Origin of the sequence: Kitasatospora sp. NPDC093102, from assembly GCF_040683915.1 — a bacterium.
Taxonomy (GTDB): Bacteria; Actinomycetota; Actinomycetes; order Streptomycetales; family Streptomycetaceae; genus Kitasatospora.
Genome location: NZ_JBFBFA010000041.1, coordinates 30,228 through 53,817, shown reverse-complemented (window position 1 = coordinate 53,817; position 23,590 = coordinate 30,228). Strand labels below are relative to the sequence as shown.

The window sequence follows — 23,590 nt, the reverse complement described above, 5'->3', positions numbered from 1 at the left end:
GTGCGTGTCCTGGCCTACGAGCTGCGCCGCCTGCGCGGCCTGCGTTCCACCTGGTTGCTGCTCGCCACCGTGCTGCTCGGCGACGCCGTCGTGGCCGCCGTCCTGGCGAGCCAGGCCCCGGACGGCCCCCTGGCGGCCCCGGCCGGAGTGCGGCTGCTGACCGCCGCCCTCCCGCTGACCCCGTTGCCCTTCGCCGCGCTCGGCGCCGGGCTGCTGGGCGCGCTCTCGTACGGCCACGAGGTGCGCCACCCGGGGCTGCCGGCCTCGCAGGTGTCGTACCCGCGCCGGGTGCGGTTGCTGCTGGCCAAGCTGCTGGTGATCGGCCCGACGGCGGGGCTGCTGGCGCTGGCCACCCTGCTGCTCGACACGGTGGTCGCGCACCTCGCACTGCCGGACGGCGTCACGGTGTCGGCCTGGGCGGACCCGGCCGAGCTGTCGGACCGGGTGGCCGAGGTGCTGACCGGCGCCGGGATGTCCGGGCTGTCCGACCTGCCTGCTGTGTTCGCCCCGCTGGGGCTGGCGGCCGGCCACGGGGTGCCCGCCGCGCTGCTGGCCTTCGTCCTGATCACCGTGCTGGCGGGCTGGACCGGGGTGCTGACCGCCTCGCTGACCCGCGGCGCCGGGTCCGGGGCGCTGCTGGTCTGCGCGCTGCCGACGCTGCTGGAGTCCGGCGTCGCCCTGCTGCTGGGCCACACCGGCAGGCCGTGGCCGACCCAGGCGGCCGAACTGCTGCCGTTCCAGTCCGGGATCGAGTGGGCCTACGGCTGGGTGTACGGCGGTCTCGACGAGGCGGCGGAGGGGAGTGTGACGCTGACCGATCCGGCGCTGCTCGCCGCGGTCGCGACGCCTGCGGCGGTCCTGCTGTTCGCCTCCCTGCTGGCCCAGGCCCGCCGTCGCGCCCTGTAGCGCCACATCGAGCGGAGCCGCCCGGGCGGGGCCCGCCAGGGCCTCGCGACTGCTCCTCGAGCACGGTCCTGCCCGGGACTACCAAGATCGACCAGCAGTGACCGTAATGCACGTTTCTTCCTGATAAGAAGTCAATTATCCAGTCACGGTCGATCACCCTTTCGTGTGCTTTTCACGAGAATTCTCAAGCCGCGCCAGCCGATCGCCGACAAAGGAGGCGTGAGTACCCTTGCGCACCCCACCATGACCCCCGCCCGTTCCGCCGAAGGGCCCATCCACGGCCCCGGCGACCTGGACCGCTTCTCGTACGCCGACCGGCCGACCCCGCCGGCGCCCCGCTGGGAGGGCGCCGAGTCCGACATCGCCCGGGTCGGCCGCAAGACCACCAGCAGCCGCGGCCGCGGACTGCACGGCCAGCTGGTCCAGCAGCTCGGCCAGATGATCGTCTCCGGCGACCTCGGTGCCGACCGCCCGCTGGTGCCCGAGGAGATCGGCCAGCGGTTCGAGGTCTCCCGGACCGTCGTCCGCGAGTCCCTGCGTGTGCTGGAGGCCAAGGGCCTGGTCAGTGCCCGGCCGAACGTCGGCACCCGGGTCCGCCCGGTCGGTGACTGGAACCTGCTGGACCCGGACATCATCGAGTGGCGCGCCTTCGGTCCGCAGCGGGACGAGCAGCGCCGGGAGCTGTCCGAGCTCCGCTGGGCGATCGAGCCGCTGGCCGCCCGGCTCGCCGCCGGTCACGGCCGGGAGGACGTCCAGCAGCGCCTGGTCGAGCTGGTCGAGATCATGGGCCACGCCGCCTCCCAGGCCGACCTCTCCACCTACACCCGGGCCGACGCCGAACTGCACGGCCTGGTCCTCCAGATGGCCGGCAACCGGATGCTGGAGCACCTGTCCGGGATCGTCGCCTGCGCCCTGCAGGTCTCGGGTGGTCCGGCGATCTCCTGCGAGCGGCCCTCCGAGTCCTCGGTCGGCCTGCACGCCCGGTTGGTGGACGCGCTGGGCGCCGGCGACGGCACCGCGGGCGAGGCCGCGATGCGGGCGCTGCTCACCGTCCATCCCGAGATCGAGCCGTCCGTCCCCGCGCCCAGGGAGCACTGAACGGGCTGTTTCCACGAGCGGAGGCGCCGGACGGCGGCGGTCCGCTCCGCCAGGGCCCTCCGGTCGCACCGCGCGGCGCCGCCGGAGGGCCTTCGCATGCCGTCGCCCGCCGGGCCCGGAAGGGGTGGTGGGACCCCGAAAGGCGGCCGGCCCCGGATCGGGCAGCCGCCCCCGGAATGCGAACCGGTGAAGGCGGAACCATTTCAGGGCTTGTCCATGACAATGATTCGTTCCGAGAGTGCGCGATGATGGAAGCGGCCCCGGGTTGCGGACGCCGGGTGGTGTGACCCGCGACACGAAGGCCATGCGTAACACTTGACGAGTAGCAGCGATGTGTCCTGAGCGGAAGCAGCTCCGGAATACTCCAACATGTCAGAATGCTGTGTTGGTCCGCGGCGCTGCTGCCGTCCTGCAAACCCAGTCCTCAAGCCCGAGTCGGTCGGAATCGACACCGCGCGTCCGACGCGCGATCTCCTTCCCCGCCCGCTCGGGCGGCCGGTACGGGTTCGAGTCCACTCATCGTCCGAGAGGTTGTTCGTGTCGGCCAGCACATCCCGTTCGCTTCCCCCCGAGATCGCCGAGTCCGCGGCTCTGCTGGCGCTCATCGAGCGGGGCAAGGCCCAGGGGCAGATCGCCGGTGACGACGTGCGCCAGGCGTTCGAGGCGGACCAGATCCCGGTCACCAAGTGGAAGAACGTCATGCGCAGCCTCAATCAGGTGCTGATTGAGGAGGGGGTGGACCTCATGGTCAGCGCGGCCGAACCGGCCGGCGCCAAGCGCAAGAGCGTTGCTGCCAAGAGCCCCACCAAGCGCACCGCCACCAAGGCTGTCACCACCCGGACCCCGGCCGCCCCGTCGGCCCCGACCAAGCCGCCGGTGCGGATCGCCCCCGGCGCCCCCGTCGCGGCCCCGGCCGTCGCGGCCGCTGCGGCCCCGGCTCCCACCGTCTCCGCCGAGATCACCGGCGAGGAGACGACCACCGTCGTCTCCGAGCTGAAGGCGGCTCCCGCGAAGAAGGCCGCCCCGGCCAAGAAGGCCGCGGCCAAGAAGACCGCGGCGCCGGCCAAGAAGGCCGCCGCCAAGAAGACCACCGCCGGCAAGACCGCCAAGGGCGGCGACGAGGAGCTGCTCGGCGAGGAGGAGCTGCTCGAGGACGTCGCGCTGCCCGGCGACAAGGCCGAGGCCGAGGGCACCGGCCCGGAGGAGGAGTCGGAGGGCTTCGTCCTCTCCGACGACGACGAGGACGACGCGCCGGCCCAGCAGGTGGCCGTCGCCGGTGCCACCGCCGACCCGGTCAAGGACTACCTGAAGCAGATCGGCAAGGTCCCGCTGCTCAACGCCGAGCAGGAGGTCGAGCTCGCCAAGCGCATCGAGGCCGGCCTGTTCGCCGAGGACAAGCTCTCGGCCGCCGACAAGCTCGCCCCGAAGCTCAAGCGCGAGCTGGAGATCATCGCCGAGGACGGCCGCCGGGCCAAGAACCACCTGCTGGAGGCCAACCTCCGTCTGGTGGTCTCGCTGGCCAAGCGCTACACGGGTCGCGGCATGCTCTTCCTGGACCTGATCCAGGAGGGCAACCTCGGTCTGATCCGTGCGGTCGAGAAGTTCGACTACACCAAGGGCTACAAGTTCTCGACCTACGCCACCTGGTGGATCCGTCAGGCGATCACCCGCGCCATGGCCGACCAGGCCCGCACCATCCGCATCCCGGTGCACATGGTCGAGGTCATCAACAAGCTGGCCCGCGTCCAGCGCCAGATGCTCCAGGACCTGGGCCGCGAGCCCACCCCGGAGGAGCTGGCCAAGGAGCTCGACATGACCCCCGAGAAGGTCATCGAGGTCCAGAAGTACGGCCGTGAGCCGATCTCGCTGCACACCCCGCTGGGCGAGGACGGCGACAGCGAGTTCGGTGACCTGATCGAGGACTCCGAGGCGGTCGTCCCGGCCGACGCGGTCTCCTTCACCCTGCTCCAGGAGCAGCTCCACTCGGTTCTGGACACCCTGTCCGAGCGCGAGGCGGGCGTGGTCTCGATGCGTTTCGGCCTGACCGACGGCCAGCCGAAGACGCTGGACGAGATCGGCAAGGTGTACGGGGTCACCCGTGAGCGCATCCGCCAGATCGAGTCGAAGACCATGTCGAAGCTGCGCCACCCGTCGCGCTCCCAGGTGCTGCGCGACTACCTGGACTGATCGACGGCAGTCGTTCCACGCGAAGGCCCGGAGCCGCACGGCTCCGGGCCTTCGCGGCTGTCCGGGCCCGGGCGCGTCAGCGTCCGGGTGGTGGTTGTCCCTCGTCCGGGTGGCGGCACGGCGGGAAGCGGTCGCATCGTGTAGCCGGTCACCTACGCTGTGCCGGTTGCCTGCTTCCGAGCCTCCTGGAGTCACGGTGCCGACCGAGCCGGACCGCACTGACCTGCCGACGACCACCCCGTTCCCGGCGGGCCTCGCCGACCCGGCCGATCCGGCCGCCGTCCGGGTGGGCCGCCGCCGCAGGGCCGCCGTGCTGGCACTGCTCGCCGCCGTGCCCGTACCGCTGGTCGCCTTCGGCACCGCGGCGCCGGCCGAGGCGCAGCGCCGGGTGGTCGGCGGGACCGCGGTGAGCACCGCGGACCACCCGTGGATCGTGGCGCTGTCCAGTCGCCAGCAGTTCGGCAGCGCCCGTTCCGGCCAGTTCTGCGGGGGCGCGCTGGTCACCCCGACCAAGGTGGTGACGGCCGCGCACTGCTTCTACGACGAGGCCAAGGGCCGGGTGGACCGGTCGGGTCTCAGGGTGATCGTCGGCCGGGACGACATGCGCGGCACGGCCGGGCGCGAGGTGGCGGTGCGGTCGGTCTGGATCCACCCCGACTACTCCTTCGCCGCCAACATGAACGACGTCGCGGTGCTCACCCTCGCCGAGTCCCAGGGCGCCCGGCCGGTGGTCGAGCTGGTCGGCCAGGGCGAGACCGCGCCGTACGCGGCCGGGACCACGACGCAGGTGTTCGGCTGGGGCGACACCACCGGGCGGGGCGACTACTCGCCCACGCTGCGCGGGGTGGCCGTGTCGATCGTGCCGGACCGGACCTGCGCGCAGGCCTATCCGGGCGGGCGGGACGGCAAGTTCGACGCCCGGGGCATGGTCTGCGCGGGCGATGAGAGGGGCGGCAAGGACGCCTGCCAGGGCGACAGCGGCGGCCCGATGATCGCCGGGGGCCGACTGGTCGGCCTGGTGTCCTGGGGGACGGGCTGTGCCGAGGCGGCCCACCCGGGGGTCTACACCAGGGTGTCCTCGGTCACGGACGCGGTGCGCTCGGTGCTGTGAACGCCGGCGGACGCGGTGTGCCCGGCGCTGCCGGAATCACGGTGGGTGAGCAGCCGATCACGTGCTGACGCAGGTTTCTGACGTCGCGTCGGATGCGTCGGCCGGGCCCGGACCGAGAGGGCGACCGGGGGTACAGCAGAGCCGGGCGACCGGCCCCCGAGGGGGCCAGCCGCCCGGCTCACCGGTCGCACACAGTGCGACCGGACACAGCTCGACGCCGGCTGCTGGTTTTGGCGCCCGGGATCAGCGCTCGTCGTCGGCGGCCGTGGCCGTGGTCGTGGTGAGACGGCCGCTCTCGTCCTGTATCTCCACGGCGATCTTCTTGAGCTCGGGCTCGAACTTCCGGCCGTGGTGGGCACAGAAGAGCAGCTCTCCGCCGCTGGCGAGTACGACGCGCAGGTAGGCCTGGGCGCCGCAGCGGTCGCAGCGGTCAGCCGCGGTGAGCGGGCTCGCAGGGGTCAGAACAGTAGTCACGTCGCCTCTTCTCTAGCTCGACGAGCTGTCGTACCAGGGTCAACATCCAACCAGGCCGAAAACGTTCCCGCTCGTGGCTTTTCTTCTCTGAGGATTCTGCTGTGTTGATGAGGACGTGCCCCGGGCGCCGCTGGTTCATGCGTGCCGAATCCCGGGATCCGCCCATCGCTCGAACGCCCGATCGGGATCGGGTGCGAGGTCCGCGTAGCATAATCCTCTGCCGGGTTGGAGCATAAGCCCCGTCCCGGGCCCCGGTAGCCTGCATAACGGCAGTTCCGGAGCCTGCGCCGGGCCCCACGATCCGCCAGGACCGGTGGTACCGGGAGGAGATGGCGCCTCCGGGCCCGTACCCCGGTGCGGTGCTTGTTCGCGTAGCGCGTACAAGCTGCGCAGGGCCGGCCCGTCGTGCTGCGCACCCGGCGCAGCTGCTCGGGCACGCAGGGCGACGGATGTCGGTGCGGCGTGCTGCACTGGCGTTTGGTCCGGATGCGTCCGGATGTGACCGATGAGACAGAACTTCACCGAGGAGAGTGCCGCGTGAGTGCCGAAACGACCGTGCCGTCCGCGCTGCTGGCCGGCGACGACGGTTCCAACTACACCGCGCGGCACCTGCTCGTCCTGGAGGGCCTGGAGGCGGTCCGCAAGCGCCCCGGCATGTACATCGGCTCGACCGACAGCCGCGGTCTGATGCACTGCCTCTGGGAGATCATCGACAACTCCGTCGACGAGGCGCTGGGCGGCTACTGCGACCGCATCGAGGTCCTGCTGCACCCCGATTCCTCGGTCGAGGTCCGGGACAACGGGCGCGGCATCCCGGTCGACGTCGAGCCCAAGACCGGGCTGTCCGGCGTCGAGGTCGTGATGACCAAGCTGCACGCGGGCGGCAAGTTCGGCGGCGGCTCCTACGCGGCCTCCGGCGGTCTGCACGGCGTCGGCGCCTCGGTCGTCAACGCGCTCTCCGCCCGCCTCGACGTCGAGGTCGACCGCGGCGGGCACACCCACGCGATCAGCTTCCGCCGCGGCACCCCCGGCATCTTCACCGAGACCAGCCCGGACGCGCCCTTCGAGCCGGGCAACGGCCTGACCAGGACCCGCAAGGTGCCCAAGGCCCGCACCGGCACCCGCATCCGCTACTGGGCCGACCGGCAGATCTTCCTCAAGGACGCCAAGCTCTCCCTGGAGACGCTGCACAGCCGCGCCCGGCAGACCGCCTTCCTGGTCCCCGGCCTGACCATCGTGGTGCGTGACGAGCGTCTCACCGAGAGCGAGCAGGTCGAGGAGTCGGTCTTCCGCTACGACGGAGGCATCGCCGAGTTCTGCGAGTTCCTGGCCCCCGACAAGCCGGTCTGCGACGTGCTGCGGCTGCACGGCGAGGGCACCTTCAAGGAGACCGTGCCGGTCCTGGACGACCTCGGCCACATGACCCCCACCGAGGTCACCCGCCACCTCGGCGTGGACATCGCGCTGCGCTGGGGCGCCGGCTACGACACCACCCTGCGCTCCTTCGTCAACATCATCGCCACCCCCAAGGGCGGCACCCACGTCACCGGCTTCGAGCGCTCGCTGGCCAAGACGGTCAACGAGGCGCTGCGCGCGAGCAAGCTGCTGCGCGTCGCCGAGGACGACATCACCAAGGACGACGCCACCGAGGGACTCACCGCGGTGGTCACCGTCCGGCTCGCCGAGCCGCAGTTCGAGGGCCAGACCAAGGAGGTGCTCGGCACCTCGGCGGCCAACCGGATCGTCGCCGCCGTCGTCGCGAAGGAGCTCAAGGCCTTCCTCACCTCGGCCAAGAAGGACCAGAAGCTCCAGGCCCGGGCCGTGTTGGAGAAGGTCGTCGCGGCCGCCCGCACCCGGGTCGCCGCCCGGCAGCACAAGGAGGCCCAGCGCCGCAAGACCGCGCTGGAGACCAGCTCGCTGCCCGCCAAGCTGGCCGACTGCCGCAGCGACGACGTCGAGCGCAGCGAACTGTTCATCGTCGAGGGCGACTCCGCGCTCGGCACCGCCAAGCTCGCCCGCAACTCCGAGTTCCAGGCGCTGCTGCCGATCCGCGGCAAGATCCTGAACGTGCAGAAGGCCTCGGTGAGCGACATGCTCAAGAACGCCGAGTGCGCCGCGATCATCCAGGTGATAGGGGCCGGCTCCGGCCGCACCTTCGACATCGACCAGGCCCGCTACGGCCGGGTCATCTTCATGGCCGACGCCGACGTCGACGGCTCGCACATCCGCACCCTGCTGCTCACCCTCTTCCACCGCTACATGCGGCCGATGGTCGAGCAGGGCCGGGTCTTCGCCGCCGTGCCGCCGCTGCACCGGATCGAGCTCACCAACCCCAAGCGCGGCCAGGAGAAGTACCACTACACCTACTCCGACACCGAACTGCGCTCCACCCTGCTGGAGTTCCAGCGCAAGAACATGCGCTGGAAGGAGCCGGTGCAGCGCTACAAGGGTCTGGGCGAGATGGACGCCGACCAGCTGGCCGAGACCACGATGGACCCGCGCCACCGCACGCTGCGCCGGATCAACCTGGGCGACCTGGAGCAGGCCGAGAAGATCTTCGACCTGCTGATGGGCAACGACGTCGCCCCGCGCAAGGAGTTCATCGTGGACTCGGCGGCCACCCTGGACCGCTCGCGCATCGACGCCTGACGCACTCCCGTCCGCCGCGTCCTCCACCCACGGGTGGAGGACGCGGCGTTTCCGTTCCACCCGAGGTCCACCCCGGCTCCGATCAGCGGGAAGCGGTGCGTCCGTAGCGTCGGAGAGGTCAGCAACAAGCCCCTCGCCGGGACGGAGAAGTCCGATGACCACCCTCGCCAACCTGCTCGTGATCGCCGTTGTGGTGGTTCTGGTGGTCCAGCGCCAGATGCGGGCCCAGCGCCTGGACACCGAGCGCCGCTTCTGGCTGCTGCCGCTGGTCCTGGGTGCGCTCGCGCTGCGGGACCCGCAGATCATCGACCATCGGCACACCGCGCTGTCGGTGGCCCTGCTGGCCGCCGGGCTGGTCGCGGTGCTCGGGATGGGCTCGGTCTGGGGCTGGACGGTACGGCTCTGGCGGTCCCCGGACGGCTCGGTCATGGCCAAGGGGACCAAGGCCACGGTGGCCGCCTGGATCGGGATGATCGCCGTCCGGCTCGGCCTGTACGGGATCGGCACGGCGCTGCACGTCCACCAGTCCGGCAGCTCCCTGATGCTGGGCATGGCGGTCCTGCTGCTGGTCCGCTCGCTCGTGGTGAACTGGAGGGCCGGGAAGCTGGAGCCCGCGCCGTCCGTCGCCGTACCGCACTGACCTGCACGGATCCGCCGCCGTACCGCCCCGCCCCACTGTCCCGACCCACCGCCGTGAACACCGAGGAGGCACCCGTGGCCGGGTGGTACTGGACCCGCTGGCCGTCCCGCGAGGGGATGGACCGCGAGGCCGAGAGCCGGCCGCGGCGGGTCCTCACCGTGCTCGGCCGGACCGTGCTGCTGGTCACCGTCGTCTGGGGGACCTTCGCCGCCGGCAGGTTCGCCGGCTGGGCGGCGTTGGCCGCGGCAGCCGGACTGGCCGCCGCCGTCGGGCTCTGCGCGGCCTTCCTGCGCGCCACCCGGGAGCAGCGCCCGCTGCCCGCGTACCTGCTGGCCGGCGCGGTGCTCGGCGCCGCCTGGCTGGCCGACACCGGCCAGGCGACCCTGCTCGCCGACGTGCTCTGGTACGGCCTGGCGGTGATGGCCCTGGTCCGGATGCCGCTCGTGCCCGGGCTGATCACGGCGGCGGCCGCGCTGGCCTCGTACGCGGCGGTCACCACGTCGAGCCGGCTCAGCATCGCGGCCACCGTCGGCGGGATCACCCTGCTCGGCTACCTGCTGCGGCTGGACGTCGAGGCACGCGCCACCTCCCGCCGGCTGCTCGCCCAGGAGCGGGCGGCCCGGGCCGCCGAGGCGGAGAGCGCCGCGCTCGCCGAACGGGCCAGGATCGCCCGGGAGATCCACGACGTGCTCGCCCACAGCCTCTCCGCGCAGCTCGTCCACCTGGAGGCGGCCCGGCTGATGCTGGACGCGGGGACGGACCGCGAGCAGATCCGCGAACGGGTCGTCGCCGCCCGGCGGATGGCGCAGGACGGGCTGGCCGAGACCCGGCAGGCGCTGTCCGCGCTGCGCGGGGAGCTCACCCCGGTCGGGGAGTTCCTGGTCGAGCTGACCGGGCGGGAGCGGGCCGCCCTCACCGTCGTCGGAACGCCCCGGCCGCTCGCCGCCGAGGCCGCCCTCGCGGTGCGGCGCACCGCACAGGAGGCGGTGACCAACATCCGCAAGCACGCGGCCGGTGCCCGCTGCTCCGTCGAACTGCGCTACCTGGACGGAGCGTTGGAGCTGGAGGTGCGCAACACTCGGCCGCCGCGCGGTCAGTCCGCAGGTGAGCTGTCGCCGGGGGCCCTGGCCGCCAGCGGCAGCGGGTACGGTCTGCTGGGAATGCGCGAACGCGCGGAACTGCTCGGCGGCACGCTGGTGGCGGGCCCGGAGGACGGAGGGTGGCGCGTGCTGCTGCGGGTGCCGGCATGAGTGATTTTCGCGAAGCGGCTGCCGAGCGTGGCGAGGTGGGCGCATGAGTGAGCGCAGCGAGGTGGGAGCATGAGCGGTCCGGAGGTGACCAGGGTGCTGGTCGCGGACGACCAGACGGTGGTGCGCGAGGGCATCGTGATGCTGCTGGGGCTGCTGCCCGGCATCGAGGTGGTCGGCGCGGCGGGGGACGGGGAGGAGGCCGTCGCCCTGGTGGAGCGTCATCACCCGGACGTGGTGCTGATGGATCTGCGGATGCCGCGCTGCGACGGCGTCGAGGCGACCAGGCGGATCCGCGCGGCGCACCCGGAGACCGAGGTCGTGGTGCTCACCACCTACGCCGACGACGACTCGCTGTTCCCGGCGCTCCAGGCCGGCGCGCGCGGCTACCTCACCAAGGACGCTGGTGCCGAGGAGATCGCCAGGGCCGTCGCGGACGTCCGCTCGGGCGCTGCGGGGCTCTCCCCGCAGGTCCAACTCCGCTTGCTGGAAAGGCTTTCGGAGCAGAGCGGCCGATCCGGACCGGCCGCCGAGCGGCCCGCCACCCGGCCGGGGGAGCTGCCCGACGGGCTGACCGCCCGGGAGGCCGAGGTGCTGGCGCTGATCGCCGAGGGGCTGTCCAACGCCGAGATCGCCCAACGGCTGTTCGTCAGCCAGGCCACCGTGAAGACCCACATCAACAATCTGTTCGCCAAGACCGCGGTGCGGGACCGGGCGCAGGCGGTCGCGTACGCCTTCCGATACGGAATCACCGGGACGCAGCAGTAGTCCGATGAGTGTCTGTCGGATGATCGATCACCTCATCGAGTGAACGTATCTGCGATGGTCAGGGGCGCTGTTCTGGCGCCGCCATCATGGTTCGGGTCAGAACATCCGGCCGTCCAGGAGCAGCAGTGCCACAGCAGCAGACGAGCAGTCCCGGTCCGGGACAGCAATTCGACTGGTGGGCCGCTCCGGCCGCCGGCATCCCCGTTGAGTCCGCCGAGCCATCGGCTGCGCACCGCCGAACGGCGGTACCGGCGCAGTCGGGCCCCGTCCGTACGGACCACGCCCGTACGGACCGGTCGACAGAGGCCGTCGTCGGGCCAGTGGCCGTCGGCGAACCGGTCCACGGGGCCGCCGTCGAGCCGTTCGCGCAGACCACCCCAGTCGACCCCGAGGCCCCGGCCGAGCCGGGCGTGCCACTCGACGAGGAGCCGGTCGCCGACCGCACCGAGGTCTACCGGGCGGTCCAGGCGAGCATGACGTTCCGTCAGATCCGCCGCAGCTACCGGACCTTCGTCTTCCCGATCACCGGCGCCTTCCTCGCCTGGTACCTGCTGTTCGTCGCCGCCCAGGCCGGTGCCCCCGACCTGATGCGCAGGACGGTGGCCGGTCCGCTCAACGTGGCCTGGCTGCTGGGGCTGCTGCAGTTCGCCTCGACCTTCCTGCTCACCTGGCTCTACGCCCGCAACTCCCGGACCAAGCGCGACCGCGCCGCCCTGGGTCTGCGCTGGGACACCCAGGACCAACTGCGATGACGACCTCGATGCTCACCGTGCCCACCGACGTGGCGAAGGCCGCGGTGCAGACCGTGGTGACGACCGCCACCCCGCCGCCCGTCGCCCCCGCCGGCGACCACCACTCGCTCGCCATCGCGCTGTTCGCCGTCGTCGTCCTGGTCACCCTCGGGGTCACCCTCTGGGTCGGCCGCCAGGGCAACGCCGCCGAGGACTTCTTCGCCGGCGGCCGCGACTTCACCCCGCTGCAGAACGGCTTCGCGCTCTCTGGCGACTACCTCTCCGCCGCCTCCTTCCTGGGCGTCGCCGGGCTGATCGCGCTGTACGGATACGACGGCGTGCTCTACAGCATCGGCTTCCTGGTCGCCTGGCTGGTGGTGCTGATGCTGGTCGCCGAACTCGTCCGCAACGCCGGCCGGTACACCCTCGCCGACGTGCTCGCGCTGCGGCTGCGCCGCCGCAAGGTGCGCGCCGCGGCCGGCGGCGCCAGCGTCGTGGTCACCCTGCTCTACCTGGTCGCCCAGATGGTCGGCGCCGGTTCGCTGGTCGCCCTGCTGCTCGGCACCGGCAGCCCGCACGCCCGTACCTGGACCATCATCGCGGTCGGCGCCCTGATGATCGTCTACGTCACCATCGGCGGGATGCGGGCCACCACCTGGATCCAGATCATCAAGGCCTTCCTGCTGACCGGCGGTTCGGTGCTGCTCACCGTGCTGCTGGTGGTCCGCTTCCACGGGGACCTCGGCGAGCTGATGCGCCAGGCCGCCCAGCACAGCGGTGCCGGGCACCGCTACCTGGAGCCCGGGCTCAAGTACGGCGGCAGCATCACCAGCCGGCTGGACTTCGTCAGCCTCGGCCTCGGCCTGGTGCTCGGCACCGCCGGCCTGCCGCACATCCTGTCCCGCTTCTACACCGTGCCCACCGCGCGGGCCGCCCGCCGCTCCACGATGTGGGCGATCGGCCTGGTCGGCAGCTTCTACCTGATGGCCATCGTGCTCGGCCTCGGCGCCACCGCGCTGATCGGCTCGGCCGAGGTGCGGCACGCCAACTCGGCCGGGAACACCGCCGTTCCGCTGCTCGCCCTGATGCTCGGCGGCGGCAACGGCAGCACCGGCGGGGTGGTGCTGTTCGCACTGATCTCGGCGATCGCCTTCGCGACCATCCTCGCCGTGGTCGCCGGGCTGACCCTGGCCTCCTCGGCGGCCTTCGCCCACGACATCTGGGCCGGCGCCTGGCGCGCCCGGCCGGGGAGCGAGCAGACGAAGCAGGGCCGCGGCCGGCGCCGTCGGGGCGAGGCCGTCCCGGCCTCCCGGTCGGAGGAGTCGACGTCCGAGGTCAGCGAGCAGCAGGAGGTGGTGGTCGCCCGGATCGCCGCCGCCGGGATCGGGGCGACGGCGATCGTGATCAGCCTCTTCGCCCAGCACCTGAACGTCGCCTTCCTGGTCGGCCTGGCCTTCGCCGTCGCCGCCTCCTCCAACCTGCCGGTGCTGCTGTACAGCCTGTTCTGGTCGCGGTTCACCGTCCGCGGCGCGGTCTGGGCGGTGTACGGCGGGCTGATCCCGGCGATCGTGCTGGTGTTCTTCTCGCCGGTGGTGTCCGGTTCCGCCGAGGCGCTCTTCCCGGGCCTCGACTTCCACTGGTTCCCGCTGGAGAACCCGGGCATCGTCTCCATCCCGCTCGGCTTCCTGGCGGGTTGGGTCGGGACGGTCACCTCGGCCGAGCCCACCGATCCGGACCGGTTCGCCGAGCTGGAGGTGCGTGCCCTCACCGGTGCGGGCGCGGCCTGAGCCGTCGCGCCCGGGGAACCCCGGCGGGCCTGGGGCCGCCGGGGTTCCCCCATGTCCGGCCACCGGCCGGCGGCGCGCGGCTACGCCCGGGCCGACAGTCCGTAGCGGTGCTCAGGGCGGCCGGTGTCGCCGTACCGCAGGGTCAGCCGCAGCCGGCTGTCCCGCTCCAGCTGCTTGAGGTAGCGCTGCGCGGTGGAGCGGCTCAGCCCGGTGGCGTCGGCGACCTCCTGGGCGGACAGCGGCCGGCCGGCCCGGCGCAGTACGCCCATCACCAGGTCGGTGGTGGGCGCCGAGTGGCCCTTGGGGAGCGTCCCGGCCGGGGCGGCGGCGCTGCGGAGGGTCGCGAACAGCCGGTCCACCTCGTCCTGGCCGGCCTCCCGGGCCGGGGCGGCGAGCGCGTGCCGCAGCTGCGCGTACGCCACCAGCTTCTCCCGCAGCCCGGCGAAGGTGAACGGCTTGACCAGGTACTGGAGCGCGCCGTGCTGCATCGCGGCGTGCACCGTCGAGACGTCCCGGGCGGCCGTCACCATCATCACGTCGCAGGCCACCTGGCGTTCCCGCAGCCGGCGCACCAGGGCCAGGCCGGTCTCGTCGGGCAGGTGGTGGTCGAGCAGCAGCAGGTCCACCGGGCGGCGCTCCAGGGCGGCCAGCGCCTCCCCGGCCGAGTGCGCGGTGCCGGTCACCCGGAAGCCCGGGACCTTGGCCACGTACGCGGCGTGCACGTCCGCGACCCGGAAGTCGTCGTCCACCACGAGTACGTCGATCATCACGCCTCCGCGAGCTGAGTGGTGAGCAGGGCCTCGGGCAGTTCGACGGTGAACCGGGCGCCGCCGAGCGGCCCCGTGTCGAGCACGATCCGGCCGCCGGTCCGCTCGACCAGCCGCCGCACCATCGCCAGCCCCAGTCCGCGCGGACGGTGTGCGGGCGCGTCCTTGCTGGTCCACCCCTCTTCGAAGACCTGCTCGCGCAGTTCCTCCGGCACGCCCGGGCCGCTGTCCGTGACCTGTAGCAGCAGGGTCGGGCCGGCCGCCGCCAGGCTCACCTCCACCCGGCCCCCGCCGCCCGCGGCCAGCGCGTCCACCGCGTTGTCGATCAGGTTGCCGAGCACCGTCACCAGCGCCCGGGCGTCCACCACCGCGTCCGGCAGGTGCGCCGCCGGGGCCAGCGCCAGCCGGACCCCGCGCTCTCCCGCCACCGAGGTCTTGCCCGCCAGCAGCGCCGCCACGTGCGGGTCCTGCACCTGCTCGGCGATCCGCGCGGTGACCACGGCGTGCGAGCCGGACTGCTCCGAGATGAACGCGACCGCGTGCTCGTGACGGCCCAGCTCCAGCAGGCCCAGCAGGGTGTGCATCCGGTTGGCGTGCTCGTGGTCCTGGGCCCGCAGTGCCTCGGTGAGGCTGCGGGTGGTGTCCAGTTCGCGGACCAGCGACTCCAGCTCGGTGCGGTCCCGCAGGGTCACCACCGCGCCGCCCTCGGGCGTGGCCATCCGGTTCACCACCAGCACCCGGTCGTCCCGTACGGCGGGCAGGTCGGCGCCCGCGATCCGCCCGGCGAGCACGTCCGCCAGCCGGCCCGGCGGCAGCACCGCGCCGATCGGGCGGCCGGTGCAGTCCTCGGGCAGGCCGAGCAGCCGGAGGGCCTCGTCGTTGGCCAGCCGGATCCGGCCGCGCTCGTCCAGCGCCACCATGCCCTCGCGGATGCCGTGCAGCATCGCCTCGCGTTCCACCAGCAGTGCCGAGATGTCGGCCAGCGCGATGTTGTGGGTGCGGCGCTTGAGGCGGCGGGCCATGAGGAGGGTGGCGAGCGTCCCGGCGGCCAGTCCGGCGCCCGCGCACAGCAGGATGCCGGTGAGCATCTTCAGCAGCCGGCGGCGGATCGAGTCGTCGCTGATGCCGACCGAGACCTCGCCGACGATCCGGCCGTCCGCCATCCGCAGCGGCACCTTGCCGCGGGCGGTGCGGCCCAGGGTGCCCTCCTGGATGGCGGTGACGCTGCGGCCGCTGAGCGCGGGCTCCGGGTCGGTGCTGACCCGCTGGCCGATCCGGCCCGGGTCGGTGTGGGAGAGCCGGATGCCGTCCAGGTCGGTGACCACGACGAAGCTGGCGCCGGTGGCCAGCCGGATCTGCTCGGCGTTGCGCTGCGCGGCCACCACGTCGCGGTCGGCGGCGGCCCGGGCGATGCTCTCGTCGGTGGCGGTGGCCTGGGCGATCGACAGCGCCCGCTGCATCGCGTCGTGGTCCAGCTCGCTGCTGACCGGGGCCAGGAACAGCCCGGCGGTCACGGCGGTGACACCGACGGTGACGACGGTCTGGCTCAGCAGCAGCTGGGCGAAGACCCGGCGGGGCCGACGGGAGAGCTTCATCCGGGCCTCCTCTCGGCGGCTGCGGGGGATCGGGCGTCCCGGGACGGTCGGGGCGCCTGCGGGTGGGGTCGGGACACCCTATGTTTCCGGGGTGTTTCTGTCAGCCGCGTCCCCGCAGTTGTAGCGGAAGCAAAACGAGCAGAACACCCCCTATGCGCAGAAGTCGCACTACGCGAAGAAGGCTCCCGCCGGGGCCGGGCCCGCTCCTACCTTTCCGGGGCAGGCACACGGACCCGGGAGGATCGAATGCGCGAACGAGCGGTGGGGGTACCCCCGGCCGGAGGCTGGGGGAGAGTGAACCATCGAGAGGTGCCACTCGTGCGAAGCACCAGCCGAGCGAAGCGAGGTGGGGCATGAGCACCCCGGCGATCGAGCTGACCGGCGCGACCAAACGGTTCCGCACCCCCTCCGGGGCGCTGCACACCGCGGTCCGCGATCTCGATCTGACCGTCGCCCAGGGCGAGTTCGTCGCCGTCGTCGGCCCCACCGGCTGCGGCAAGTCCACCACGCTGACCCTGGTCAGCGGTCTGGAGGAGCCCACCGAGGGCGAGGTCCGGGTGTACGGCGAGCCCGTGCGCGGGATCGACCCCAAGGTCGGGTTCGTCTTCCAGCAGGACGCCGTCTTCCCGTGGCGCACCGTCCTGTCCAACGTGATGGCCGGCCCGCGCTTCCGCGGCGTGCCCGCCACCGAGGCCAGGGAGCGGGCCCGGGACTGGCTCGGCCGGGTCGGCCTGGCCGCCTTCGAGGACCGCTACCCGCACCAGCTGTCCGGCGGCATGCGCAAGCGCGTCGCGCTCGCCCAGACCTTCGTCAACGACCCGGCGATCCTGCTGATGGACGAGCCGTTCTCGGCGCTGGACGTGCAGACCCGGGCCCTGATGTCGGACCAGCTGCTGGAGCTGTGGGCGGGGACCGGCTCGTCGGTGGTGTTCGTCACCCACGACCTGGACGAGGCCATCGCGCTCGCCGACCGGGTCGTCGTCATGACGGCCGGACCGGCCACCGTCAAGGAGGTCTTCACCGTCGACCTGCCGCGCCCGCGCACCGTGGAGGCCGTCCGGCTGGAACCGAGGTTCGTCGAGCTGTACCGCGAGATCTGGGCCTCGCTCGGCGAAGAGGTGCGCATCACCCGCGAGAGAGGAGCGGGTCGTGCCGCTTGAGACCACGTCCGCGTCCGTGCCCGAGTCCGCGCCGGGCGTCGCCGGCAAGCCCCCGGCCGTCACGACGAGAACCGAGGCGCGCGAACGGGCCGCCCGCAACCGGAGGTTGGGCGTCTACGGCGCCCGGGTCGCGGTGCTGCTCGCCTTCCTCGGGCTGTGGGAGGTCTGCGCCCGTACGGACGTCATCGACCCGTTCAACTTCTCCCAGCCGTCGAAGATCTGGGACCAGATCTGGCAGTGGGTCACCCACGGCACCGCGCAGGGCTCGCTCGGCGAACAGATCGGCTACACCCTCTACGAGGCCCTCACCGGCTGGGTGATCGGCGTCGTCGGCGGTGTGCTGCTGGGCATCGCGCTCGGCCGGATCCGTTTCCTGGCCGACGTGTTCGGGCCGTACATCAAGGTGCTCAACGCCATCCCGCGGATCGTGCTCGCGCCGATCTTCCTGATCTGGTTCGGTCTGGGCCCGGCCTCCAAGGTCGCCTCCGCGGTGGTGCTGGTGTTCTTCCCGGTCTTCTTCAACGCCTTCCAGGGCGCCCGCGAGGTGGACCGCAACCTCGTCGCCAACGCCCGCATCCTGGGCGCCGACAACCGTAAGGTCACCCTCCAGGTGGTCATCCCCGCCGCCACCACCTGGATCTTCACCAGCCTGCACGTCAGCTTCGGCTTCGCGCTGATCGGCGCCATCGTCGGCGAGTACATCGGCGCCACCAAGGGCCTCGGCCTGCTCGTCGCGGCCGCCCAGGGCACCTTCAACGCGGCCGGCGTCTACGCGGCCATGACCATCCTCGCCGTCGTCGCACTGCTCACCGAGGGGCTGCTGACCTTCGCCGAGAAGAAGCTGTTCCGCTGGAAGCCCGCCGACGCGGGCGACGGGCGCTGACCCCCGCGCCGCCGTCACAGCCGCCGACTCCCCCCTGCCGCAAGAAGAGAGAGGCACCACCCATGCGCAGATCCGCTGCCGCCGCCCTCGCCGCCGTCCTGCTCCTCCCGCTCTCCGCCTGTGCCAACGACGCCGCCACCGCCGGCCACGGCGCGGTCGCCGCCCCCGCCGGGCAGCAGGTCGACGGGCCCAAGGTCAAGATCATGGTCGGTGGCCTGGACAAGGTCATCTACCTGCCCGCGATGCTCACCCAGCGGCTCGGCTACTTCGCCGAGGCCGGCGTCAACGTCGAGCTGATGACCGAGCCGGCCGGCGTCAACGCCACCACCGCGCTGCTCGCCGGGGACGTCCAGGGCGCGGTCGGCTTCTACGACCACACCATCGACCTCCAGGCCAAGGGCAAGAAGGTCGAGTCCGTGGTGCAGTTCGCCCAGGCGCCCGGGGAGGTCGAGGTGGTCTCCGTCAAGCAGGCCGACGCCGTCAAGTCCGGCGCCGACTTCAAGGGGAAGAAGCTCGGCGTCACCAGCATCGGCTCCTCGACCGACTTCCTCACCAAGTACCTCGCGGTCAAGAACGGCACCGCCGTCAGCGAGTTCAGCCCGATCGCGGTCGGTGCCGGCCAGACCTTCATCGCCGCGCTCCAGCAGGGCAGCATCGACGCCGGGATGACCACGGACCCGACCGTCGCCGCCATCCTGGACAAGGGCCTCGGCAAGGTCCTGTACGACATGCGCACCCCGGAAGGTTCGCGCGAGGCGCTCGGCGGGCTGTACCCGTCCTCGTCGCTGTACATGAACACCGACTGGGTGGAGAAGAACAGGGACACCACCCAGAAGCTCGCCAACGCCTTCGTGAAGACCCTCGCGTGGATGTCCACCCACAGCCCCGAGGAGATCGCCGCGAAGATGCCCGCCGACTACGCGCAGGGCGGCGCCGAGCAGTACGCGGCCGCGATCAAGGCGACGCTGCCGATGTTCACCACGGACGGCGTGATGCCGGCCGACGGGCCGAAGACGGTGCTCTCGGTGCTCGCCGCGTTCCACCCGGACGTGAAGGGCAAGGAGGGGTCGATCGACCTGTCGAAGACGTACACCACGGAGTTCGTCGCCAAGGCCGCGGGCTGAGTCCTCGGCGGCCGAGTCCTGGACGGCAGCGGTCCCGCGCCCACCCCCACGGGCGCGGGGCCGCTTCTCACAGGCCCCGGACCGACAACACGTCCATCCGCGAGGGCGTCCCCGCCGCCTTGCCGCAGCTCTCCGGACGCGCGGGCTCGCTCGCCGCCTCGATCACGTCCACCTCCCAGGCCCGGCCGTCCCGGTGCAGCACCGTCACCAGCCAGCGGCCCTCGCCGTCCGGCCGCTGGGTGAGCGTCAGCACGTCCACCCCGGTCTCGCCGGTGGCCAGCCGCACCGCGTGCTCGGCCGCCTGGCCCGGACGCTCCCAGCCCGAGCAGCCCCGCGACCACTCCGGCACCGTGTGCCCGGCCGCCGTCGCCGCCAGCACCTCCTTGGCGGTCTCCGGCGTCAGCCGCCCGTACGCGTAGCCGTACGGCAGCACCAGCATGGTGGGGGAGAAACGGTGCCCGCCCAGGTGGGTGACCTCCCACACCTCGCTGTGCCCGGCCGCCGCCAGCTCCGCCGCGAGCGGACGGCCCAGCAGCGCGCAGCAGCGGTCCCGCCGCCCGTTGGTGCACACCAGGGCCACCGGGCCGCCGACGTGCGCCGTGCCGAAGCCCGTGTGGTTGCCGGCACCCAGCGCCGCGAAGTCCAGCGCCAGCAGCTCCGCCGGATCCGCCACCCCGGCCCGGCGCACCCAGCCGCGCCCCGGAACCGTGTGGGCCACGATCACCTCGTGCTGCGTCGTCGGCAGGCAGTCCGCGTGCCGCCCGGGCCGGCGGATCAGTGCCACTCGCACGCCCGTCCCGGCCGCGGCCGCCTCCAGCGCCCGCCCGACCGCCGCGTCCAGGTGGCTCTCGCCCAGCGCCTTCGCGCCCCACGGCCCGTTCTGTTCCACCAGCAGCCAGGTGGTCGCCACCGCCGCCGTCGCGGCCAGCGGCTCCGAAAGTTCACGCGACACGGTCGCACAGGTGCTCACCCCGGCAAGGCTACCCTCAGCTGATCACCCGAACGCGGCCTTCACGCGCTGCGCCACCTCCTCGTCCACCGAGTCGTACAGCGGCTCGGAGAGGATCGGGAGGTCGGCGAACTCCAGGTGGATGCTGCGGACGACGTCCGCGAACAGCTCCGAGTGCAGCTCCCAGTCCTCCGGGCACGGGGTGCTCAGCTCCAGCGAGAGCAACTGGGACTCGTTCGGCAGCGGCAGGTGCACCTGGATCACCGAGGTGGTCAGCACTCCGTCGACGAGCGGGACCGCCAGGCCGTCGAGCGGGATCGACCCGTCGTCGACAGCGGTCGCCACGGCGTCGATCACCGCCACTGCCCGGCCGGCCGGCAGCTCGATCGCCGTCACCTCCGCCTCCGGCCGGGACAGGGCCAGCCGGGTGAGCAGGAAGTCCACCGCGCCCGGGTAGTCGGTCCCGATCAGCGGACACACCGAGGCCACGATCGACGCCGTGCTCGGACGGCCGTCCACGTCCACCAGGCACATCCCGGCGTGGATCACCCCGGCCTCGGCCATCGGCGGGATCAGCTCGGCCAGCGCCACGGCCCAGCGCACCCGCGTCTCCTCGGACCGGGAGGCCAGCACCTCGCAGACCAGCTCCCAGAGCTCCTCGGCCACCTGGTTGTCGGCGCCCAGCACCGGGACCTCGTGGAAGGCGGGCGGGACGACGAAGCGGATCTGGAGCCGCGCGTCCCCGGCGGGAGCGGGACGGTGGGCGATCGGGGTGCCGGACATCGGGCCTTCCACGGAGGTCATGAGGGCTTGCGGATCCGGTTGCGGACGTCCAGCCAGGACGGCGGGACGGGGACCGGGACGCCGTACGCGCGGGCCTCGATCAGCAGGTCGAGGTAGGCGGCGGCCCAGGAGTGCATCCCGGAGCGGCGCCAGGTCCAGTACGCCTTCAGCGTCGGCAGAGCTGCGATCACACCGACCGCGACCAGCCCGATGGCGGCGGAGCCGAACTGCTGGGCGCGCTCGGCGCCGGAGGGATCCTGGCCCAGGGAGACGAGGATCGCGGCCGTGACCAGAGCCACGACCGAGACCGTCCTCCATGCGACCAACCACTGGCGGCAGCGCCGCAAGGTGGTAAGCAGCTTCCGGACGACCTGTTCGTCCAGGAAGTCGAGGCCGTATGGAGCACCGAGTTCACGAGCCCGGCCGGCCAGCGCCCAGTGGCGCGCGAGTGCGGCGGTCGGCAGCACCGGGAACTTCGGGTCGATGACGGCGTCGGCCGGCCACCACGAGCCGGGCTGCGTGGGGGCGGTGGGGTACGGGGCCGGAGCGGCTGGCGGTTGCGGCTGTGCTTGCGGTGCGGCTTCGGAATCCCACGCGGCGGCAGCGGATCCCCACTCCGCGGGGATCTGGAACGCCAGTCCCGCGCGCCTGGCCTGGTTCAGCAGACCGATGTACGCGGTGAAGTGCACGGAGGCGGTCTGCTTGCTGTGGTCGTGGCCCTGGCCCCGCGCCCAGATCGCGATTCCGGCCGGAATCGCCAGGATGGCCGCCACGATGCCAACCACCTTCTTGGGCTCCACCGGCGATTTCATCGAGAAGCCGATGACCGCGGCGGCCACGATCCCGCCGATGATGAGGATGCCTGCTGCCTCGTCGTGCCAGTCCTGCTGATCTCGCTTCCGCAGGTGCTTGATCACCACGTTGCGGGCCACATCGTCGTTCAACAGGGTGACCCCGTAGAGTGTTTCGGCCCGCCGTGCCGCCTCGGCCACCTCGGGCAGGGCGGCGAGCTGTCCGCCCGAAACCGGCAGCGTCACATGGAGGTCCTTGACCATGAGCTGCTCCTCTCTCAGCTGACGGCGTTCAGGAACGGTGCGGACGCCGGTCGGTACGCGGGCTTCGGAAGCGGTCCCGGGGCCTCGACGTAGGACTCCCGGGCCTTCTCCTTCTCCGCGTCCTTGTAGAAACCGTAGGCAAGCCCGTTCGCCTTGTTCGTGATCGTGACCGCGCGGGGGTCCACCTCGACGCCCGCCTTCTTGAGCCCGCCGACGATGGCCTTGGTCGATATCGGGTTCACGGTCTTCTCGAACAGGCCCGCGCCGGCGGCCGAGGTGCGCTCGGCGGCACCGGCTCCCCCGGCGGCCACCGACGTCCTGATGTTCCTGATCGGGGCCCGGACCACCTTGTTGACGACGCCCACACCCTGAACCTTCGTGATCGACTTCCCGGCGGTGGCGAAGCCCTTGATGGCGCCGACACCGGGGATCACCCCGAGCCCGTCCATTCCGATCTTCAACCAGGAGACGTCCTGGCCACGGGACTTGGCGATGCCGTGCCCGGCCATCGCGGCCGCACTGGTCAGCATGGCTGCGGCACCCAGGATCGGGCCGGCCCCGGGGATCACCAGGGCCGCGATCGCCAGTCCGGCCGAGATCTTGGACAGGTCGTCCGCGTGCTCGGCCAGGAAGTCCAGCGACTTCTGCCAGGCGTGCTCCACGTTGTCGAGCATCCGCTTGAGCAGGCTGGGGTCCGGCGGGTGGTGGCGGGAGGCCTCCTGGATGGCCCGGGCGGCGGCCTCGGCCTTGTTCTTGTGATCGGCCAGCTGCTTGCGGCCGTTGGCGACGAGTTCGTCGAGCTGGTTCACGAGCTGCTCGCGGGCCTGGAGTCCGGCCTCGAAGTCGGCCTTGGCCTTCGCCTGGGCGGCCGCGTCGGTGGACTGCGCAGACGCGTCCAGCGCCTTTCCCATGGCGCCGAGTTGGACGTTCATGTCGCCCAGCCGGGAGCGCAGCTCGACGGCTTGGGCCTCCATGGTCCGGCCGGTGGCGAGCAGGCCGGTGAGCTGGGCGTGCCAGGCCTTGAGGGCCCGTGAACAGGCGGCCATCGATTCGTGGCCCTGGGTGAGGTACTTGGGCAGTTCGCCGAGCTTGCCGGCGAAGTTGCGGGCCGCCTCGCCCTGCCAGGCGCTGCCCTCGGAGCCGAGGTCGGCGAGGGCGTGCCGCAGTTCCTCCAGTTCGCGGGCGACGGCGTCGACGTCCGCGTACATCTTGGCGATGGCCGGGAGGTCCCCCGGGGCCGGGCAGAAGCCGAGGCCCGGCCAGGTCTTGTCACTCATGGTGGAAGTCAGTCCCCTGCGTATCGGCTCAGGTCGCGCCGAGGCCCTTGGCGGTGCCCTGCTCGTTGTCCCCGTAGTTCTTGAGTGAGGCGTCCAGGCCCTCGCGCAGGCCGTGGGCGAGCTTGGCCATCCGGCCGATGCCGCCGTGCCAGTGGTCCTCGAAGCCCTTGCACGCCGAGTCGAGCCGCTCGGTGCCCAGTTGCTTGCCCTTTCCGAGGTTCTCAAGGCTCTTGGCGACCGCCCCCATGCGGTTGCCGCACTCGTCGAGCTGTTTGGACACCGTCCTCATCCCGCCCATGTCGATCTTGAATTCTTCGGCCGACTCCCCGTCCCCCCAAGGCGCGTGATGCGATATGGAGCACCTGTTCGGTGAACCTAACCCATGAATGGGCAAAGTTC

21 protein-coding genes are annotated in these 23,590 nt (G+C 72.2%); 13 read left to right on the top strand and 8 right to left on the bottom strand.

The features are described from left to right. From AB0O11_RS32190 to AB0O11_RS32175, 4 genes are all read left to right on the top strand, one after another. On the top strand, window positions 1-906 hold the full coding sequence (locus AB0O11_RS32190) for a hypothetical protein (protein WP_363394042.1): 906 nt from the start codon (window positions 1-3) through the stop codon (window positions 904-906). A 165-nt stretch (window positions 907-1,071) separates the two neighbouring features. Beyond that, entirely contained in the window at window positions 1,072-2,004 is a 933-nt protein-coding gene (locus AB0O11_RS32185) for a FadR/GntR family transcriptional regulator (RefSeq protein ID WP_363394039.1), read from the top strand. Between the two features lie 531 nt (window positions 2,005-2,535). Further along, window positions 2,536-4,191 (top strand): RNA polymerase sigma factor, encoded by a 1,656-nt coding sequence (locus tag AB0O11_RS32180; RefSeq protein WP_363394037.1) that lies wholly within the window; start codon window positions 2,536-2,538, stop codon window positions 4,189-4,191. A gap of 196 nt (window positions 4,192-4,387) precedes the next feature. Next, window positions 4,388-5,302, top strand: coding sequence for a serine protease (locus AB0O11_RS32175; RefSeq protein WP_363394035.1), 915 nt, complete (start codon window positions 4,388-4,390; stop codon window positions 5,300-5,302). Window positions 5,303-5,545: 243 nt separating this feature from the next. Here AB0O11_RS32175 and AB0O11_RS32170 read toward each other — a convergent pair whose 3' ends face one another. Next, the gene (locus AB0O11_RS32170; protein WP_224280335.1) at window positions 5,546-5,776 is read right to left on the bottom strand and encodes a hypothetical protein; all 231 of its coding nucleotides are present in this window, start codon (window positions 5,774-5,776) and stop codon (window positions 5,546-5,548) included. Window positions 5,777-6,313: 537 nt separating this feature from the next. On the opposite strand from AB0O11_RS32170, the gene AB0O11_RS32165 reads away from it, so the two are divergent. The 6 genes from AB0O11_RS32165 to AB0O11_RS32140 all read left to right on the top strand — a co-directional run bounded on the left by AB0O11_RS32165 (window position 6,314) and on the right by AB0O11_RS32140 (window position 13,598). Beyond that, window positions 6,314-8,425 carry a DNA topoisomerase IV subunit B gene (locus AB0O11_RS32165; RefSeq protein ID WP_363394031.1) on the top strand — a complete coding sequence of 704 codons (2,112 nt, stop codon included), beginning with the start codon at window positions 6,314-6,316 and terminating at the stop codon, window positions 8,423-8,425. A gap of 154 nt (window positions 8,426-8,579) precedes the next feature. Continuing rightward, entirely contained in the window at window positions 8,580-9,065 is a 486-nt protein-coding gene (locus AB0O11_RS32160) for a DUF1453 domain-containing protein (RefSeq protein ID WP_363394028.1), read from the top strand. Between the two features lie 116 nt (window positions 9,066-9,181). Continuing rightward, window positions 9,182-10,315, top strand: a complete 1,134-nt coding sequence (locus tag AB0O11_RS32155) for a histidine kinase (protein ID WP_363394078.1) — start codon at window positions 9,182-9,184, stop codon at window positions 10,313-10,315. Between the two features lie 69 nt (window positions 10,316-10,384). Continuing rightward, complete coding sequence (locus tag AB0O11_RS32150) at window positions 10,385-11,080, top strand: response regulator transcription factor (RefSeq protein WP_363394025.1); 696 nt, start codon at window positions 10,385-10,387, stop codon at window positions 11,078-11,080. Window positions 11,081-11,400: 320 nt separating this feature from the next. After that, window positions 11,401-11,832, top strand: coding sequence for a DUF485 domain-containing protein (locus tag AB0O11_RS32145; RefSeq protein WP_363394022.1), 432 nt, complete (start codon window positions 11,401-11,403; stop codon window positions 11,830-11,832). Further along, window positions 11,829-13,598, top strand: coding sequence for a cation acetate symporter (locus AB0O11_RS32140; protein WP_363394019.1), 1,770 nt, complete (start codon window positions 11,829-11,831; stop codon window positions 13,596-13,598). Before AB0O11_RS32145 ends, AB0O11_RS32140 begins: the two co-directional genes overlap by 4 nt. Before the next feature lie 80 nt (window positions 13,599-13,678). On the opposite strand, the gene AB0O11_RS32135 is transcribed toward AB0O11_RS32140, so the two are convergent. Next, on the bottom strand, window positions 13,679-14,365 hold the full coding sequence (locus AB0O11_RS32135; protein ID WP_363394017.1) for a response regulator: 687 nt from the start codon (window positions 14,363-14,365) through the stop codon (window positions 13,679-13,681). Then, window positions 14,365-15,960, bottom strand: a complete 1,596-nt coding sequence (locus tag AB0O11_RS32130) for a sensor histidine kinase (RefSeq protein ID WP_363394015.1) — start codon at window positions 15,958-15,960, stop codon at window positions 14,365-14,367. The genes AB0O11_RS32135 and AB0O11_RS32130 overlap by 1 nt, the downstream gene beginning before the upstream one ends. A gap of 353 nt (window positions 15,961-16,313) precedes the next feature. On the opposite strand from AB0O11_RS32130, the gene AB0O11_RS32125 reads away from it, so the two are divergent. The 3 genes from AB0O11_RS32125 (at window position 16,314) to AB0O11_RS32115 (ending at window position 19,127) form a co-directional block, all read left to right on the top strand. After that, entirely contained in the window at window positions 16,314-17,120 is an 807-nt protein-coding gene (locus AB0O11_RS32125; RefSeq protein WP_363394014.1) for an ABC transporter ATP-binding protein, read from the top strand. Window positions 17,121-17,136: 16 nt separating this feature from the next. Beyond that, the gene (locus tag AB0O11_RS32120; RefSeq protein WP_363394076.1) at window positions 17,137-18,003 is read left to right on the top strand and encodes an ABC transporter permease; all 867 of its coding nucleotides are present in this window, start codon (window positions 17,137-17,139) and stop codon (window positions 18,001-18,003) included. A gap of 62 nt (window positions 18,004-18,065) precedes the next feature. Continuing rightward, complete coding sequence (locus AB0O11_RS32115) at window positions 18,066-19,127, top strand: ABC transporter substrate-binding protein (RefSeq protein WP_363394012.1); 1,062 nt, start codon at window positions 18,066-18,068, stop codon at window positions 19,125-19,127. Between the two features lie 67 nt (window positions 19,128-19,194). Here AB0O11_RS32115 and AB0O11_RS32110 read toward each other — a convergent pair whose 3' ends face one another. The 5 genes from AB0O11_RS32110 to AB0O11_RS32090 are packed head-to-tail and all read right to left on the bottom strand — an operon-like array spanning window position 19,195 to window position 23,471. Further along, complete coding sequence (locus AB0O11_RS32110; RefSeq protein ID WP_363394010.1) at window positions 19,195-20,097, bottom strand: sucrase ferredoxin; 903 nt, start codon at window positions 20,095-20,097, stop codon at window positions 19,195-19,197. Between the two features lie 24 nt (window positions 20,098-20,121). Then, a complete protein-coding gene (locus AB0O11_RS32105; RefSeq protein WP_363394008.1) occupies window positions 20,122-20,859 on the bottom strand; it encodes a hypothetical protein in 738 nt (245 codons plus the stop codon). A gap of 17 nt (window positions 20,860-20,876) precedes the next feature. Then, window positions 20,877-21,914 (bottom strand): hypothetical protein, encoded by a 1,038-nt coding sequence (locus AB0O11_RS32100; RefSeq protein WP_363394006.1) that lies wholly within the window; start codon window positions 21,912-21,914, stop codon window positions 20,877-20,879. Between the two features lie 14 nt (window positions 21,915-21,928). After that, a complete protein-coding gene (locus AB0O11_RS32095) occupies window positions 21,929-23,191 on the bottom strand; it encodes a hypothetical protein (RefSeq protein ID WP_363394004.1) in 1,263 nt (420 codons plus the stop codon). Window positions 23,192-23,219: 28 nt separating this feature from the next. After that, window positions 23,220-23,471, bottom strand: a complete 252-nt coding sequence (locus AB0O11_RS32090; protein WP_363394002.1) for a hypothetical protein — start codon at window positions 23,469-23,471, stop codon at window positions 23,220-23,222. Between the last annotated feature and the right edge of the window lie 119 nt (window positions 23,472-23,590).

Excerpts from the sequence above, each read along its gene's own strand:
- AB0O11_RS32160 (WP_363394028.1), top strand. The coding sequence starts at position 8,580 with ATGACCACCCTCGCCAACCTGCTCGTGATCGCCGTTGTGGTGGTTCTG.
- AB0O11_RS32105 (WP_363394008.1), bottom strand. The coding sequence starts at position 20,859 with ATGTCCGGCACCCCGATCGCCCACCGTCCCGCTCCCGCCGGGGACGCG.
- AB0O11_RS32140 (WP_363394019.1), top strand. The coding sequence starts at position 11,829 with ATGACGACCTCGATGCTCACCGTGCCCACCGACGTGGCGAAGGCCGCG.
- AB0O11_RS32100 (WP_363394006.1), bottom strand. The coding sequence starts at position 21,914 with ATGGTCAAGGACCTCCATGTGACGCTGCCGGTTTCGGGCGGACAGCTC.
- AB0O11_RS32130 (WP_363394015.1), bottom strand. The coding sequence starts at position 15,960 with ATGAAGCTCTCCCGTCGGCCCCGCCGGGTCTTCGCCCAGCTGCTGCTG.
- AB0O11_RS32155 (WP_363394078.1), top strand. The coding sequence starts at position 9,182 with ATGGACCGCGAGGCCGAGAGCCGGCCGCGGCGGGTCCTCACCGTGCTC.
- AB0O11_RS32115 (WP_363394012.1), top strand. The coding sequence starts at position 18,066 with ATGCGCAGATCCGCTGCCGCCGCCCTCGCCGCCGTCCTGCTCCTCCCG.
- AB0O11_RS32095 (WP_363394004.1), bottom strand. The coding sequence starts at position 23,191 with ATGAGTGACAAGACCTGGCCGGGCCTCGGCTTCTGCCCGGCCCCGGGG.
- AB0O11_RS32135 (WP_363394017.1), bottom strand. The coding sequence starts at position 14,365 with ATGATCGACGTACTCGTGGTGGACGACGACTTCCGGGTCGCGGACGTG.
- AB0O11_RS32150 (WP_363394025.1), top strand. The coding sequence starts at position 10,385 with ATGAGCGGTCCGGAGGTGACCAGGGTGCTGGTCGCGGACGACCAGACG.
- AB0O11_RS32125 (WP_363394014.1), top strand. The coding sequence starts at position 16,314 with ATGAGCACCCCGGCGATCGAGCTGACCGGCGCGACCAAACGGTTCCGC.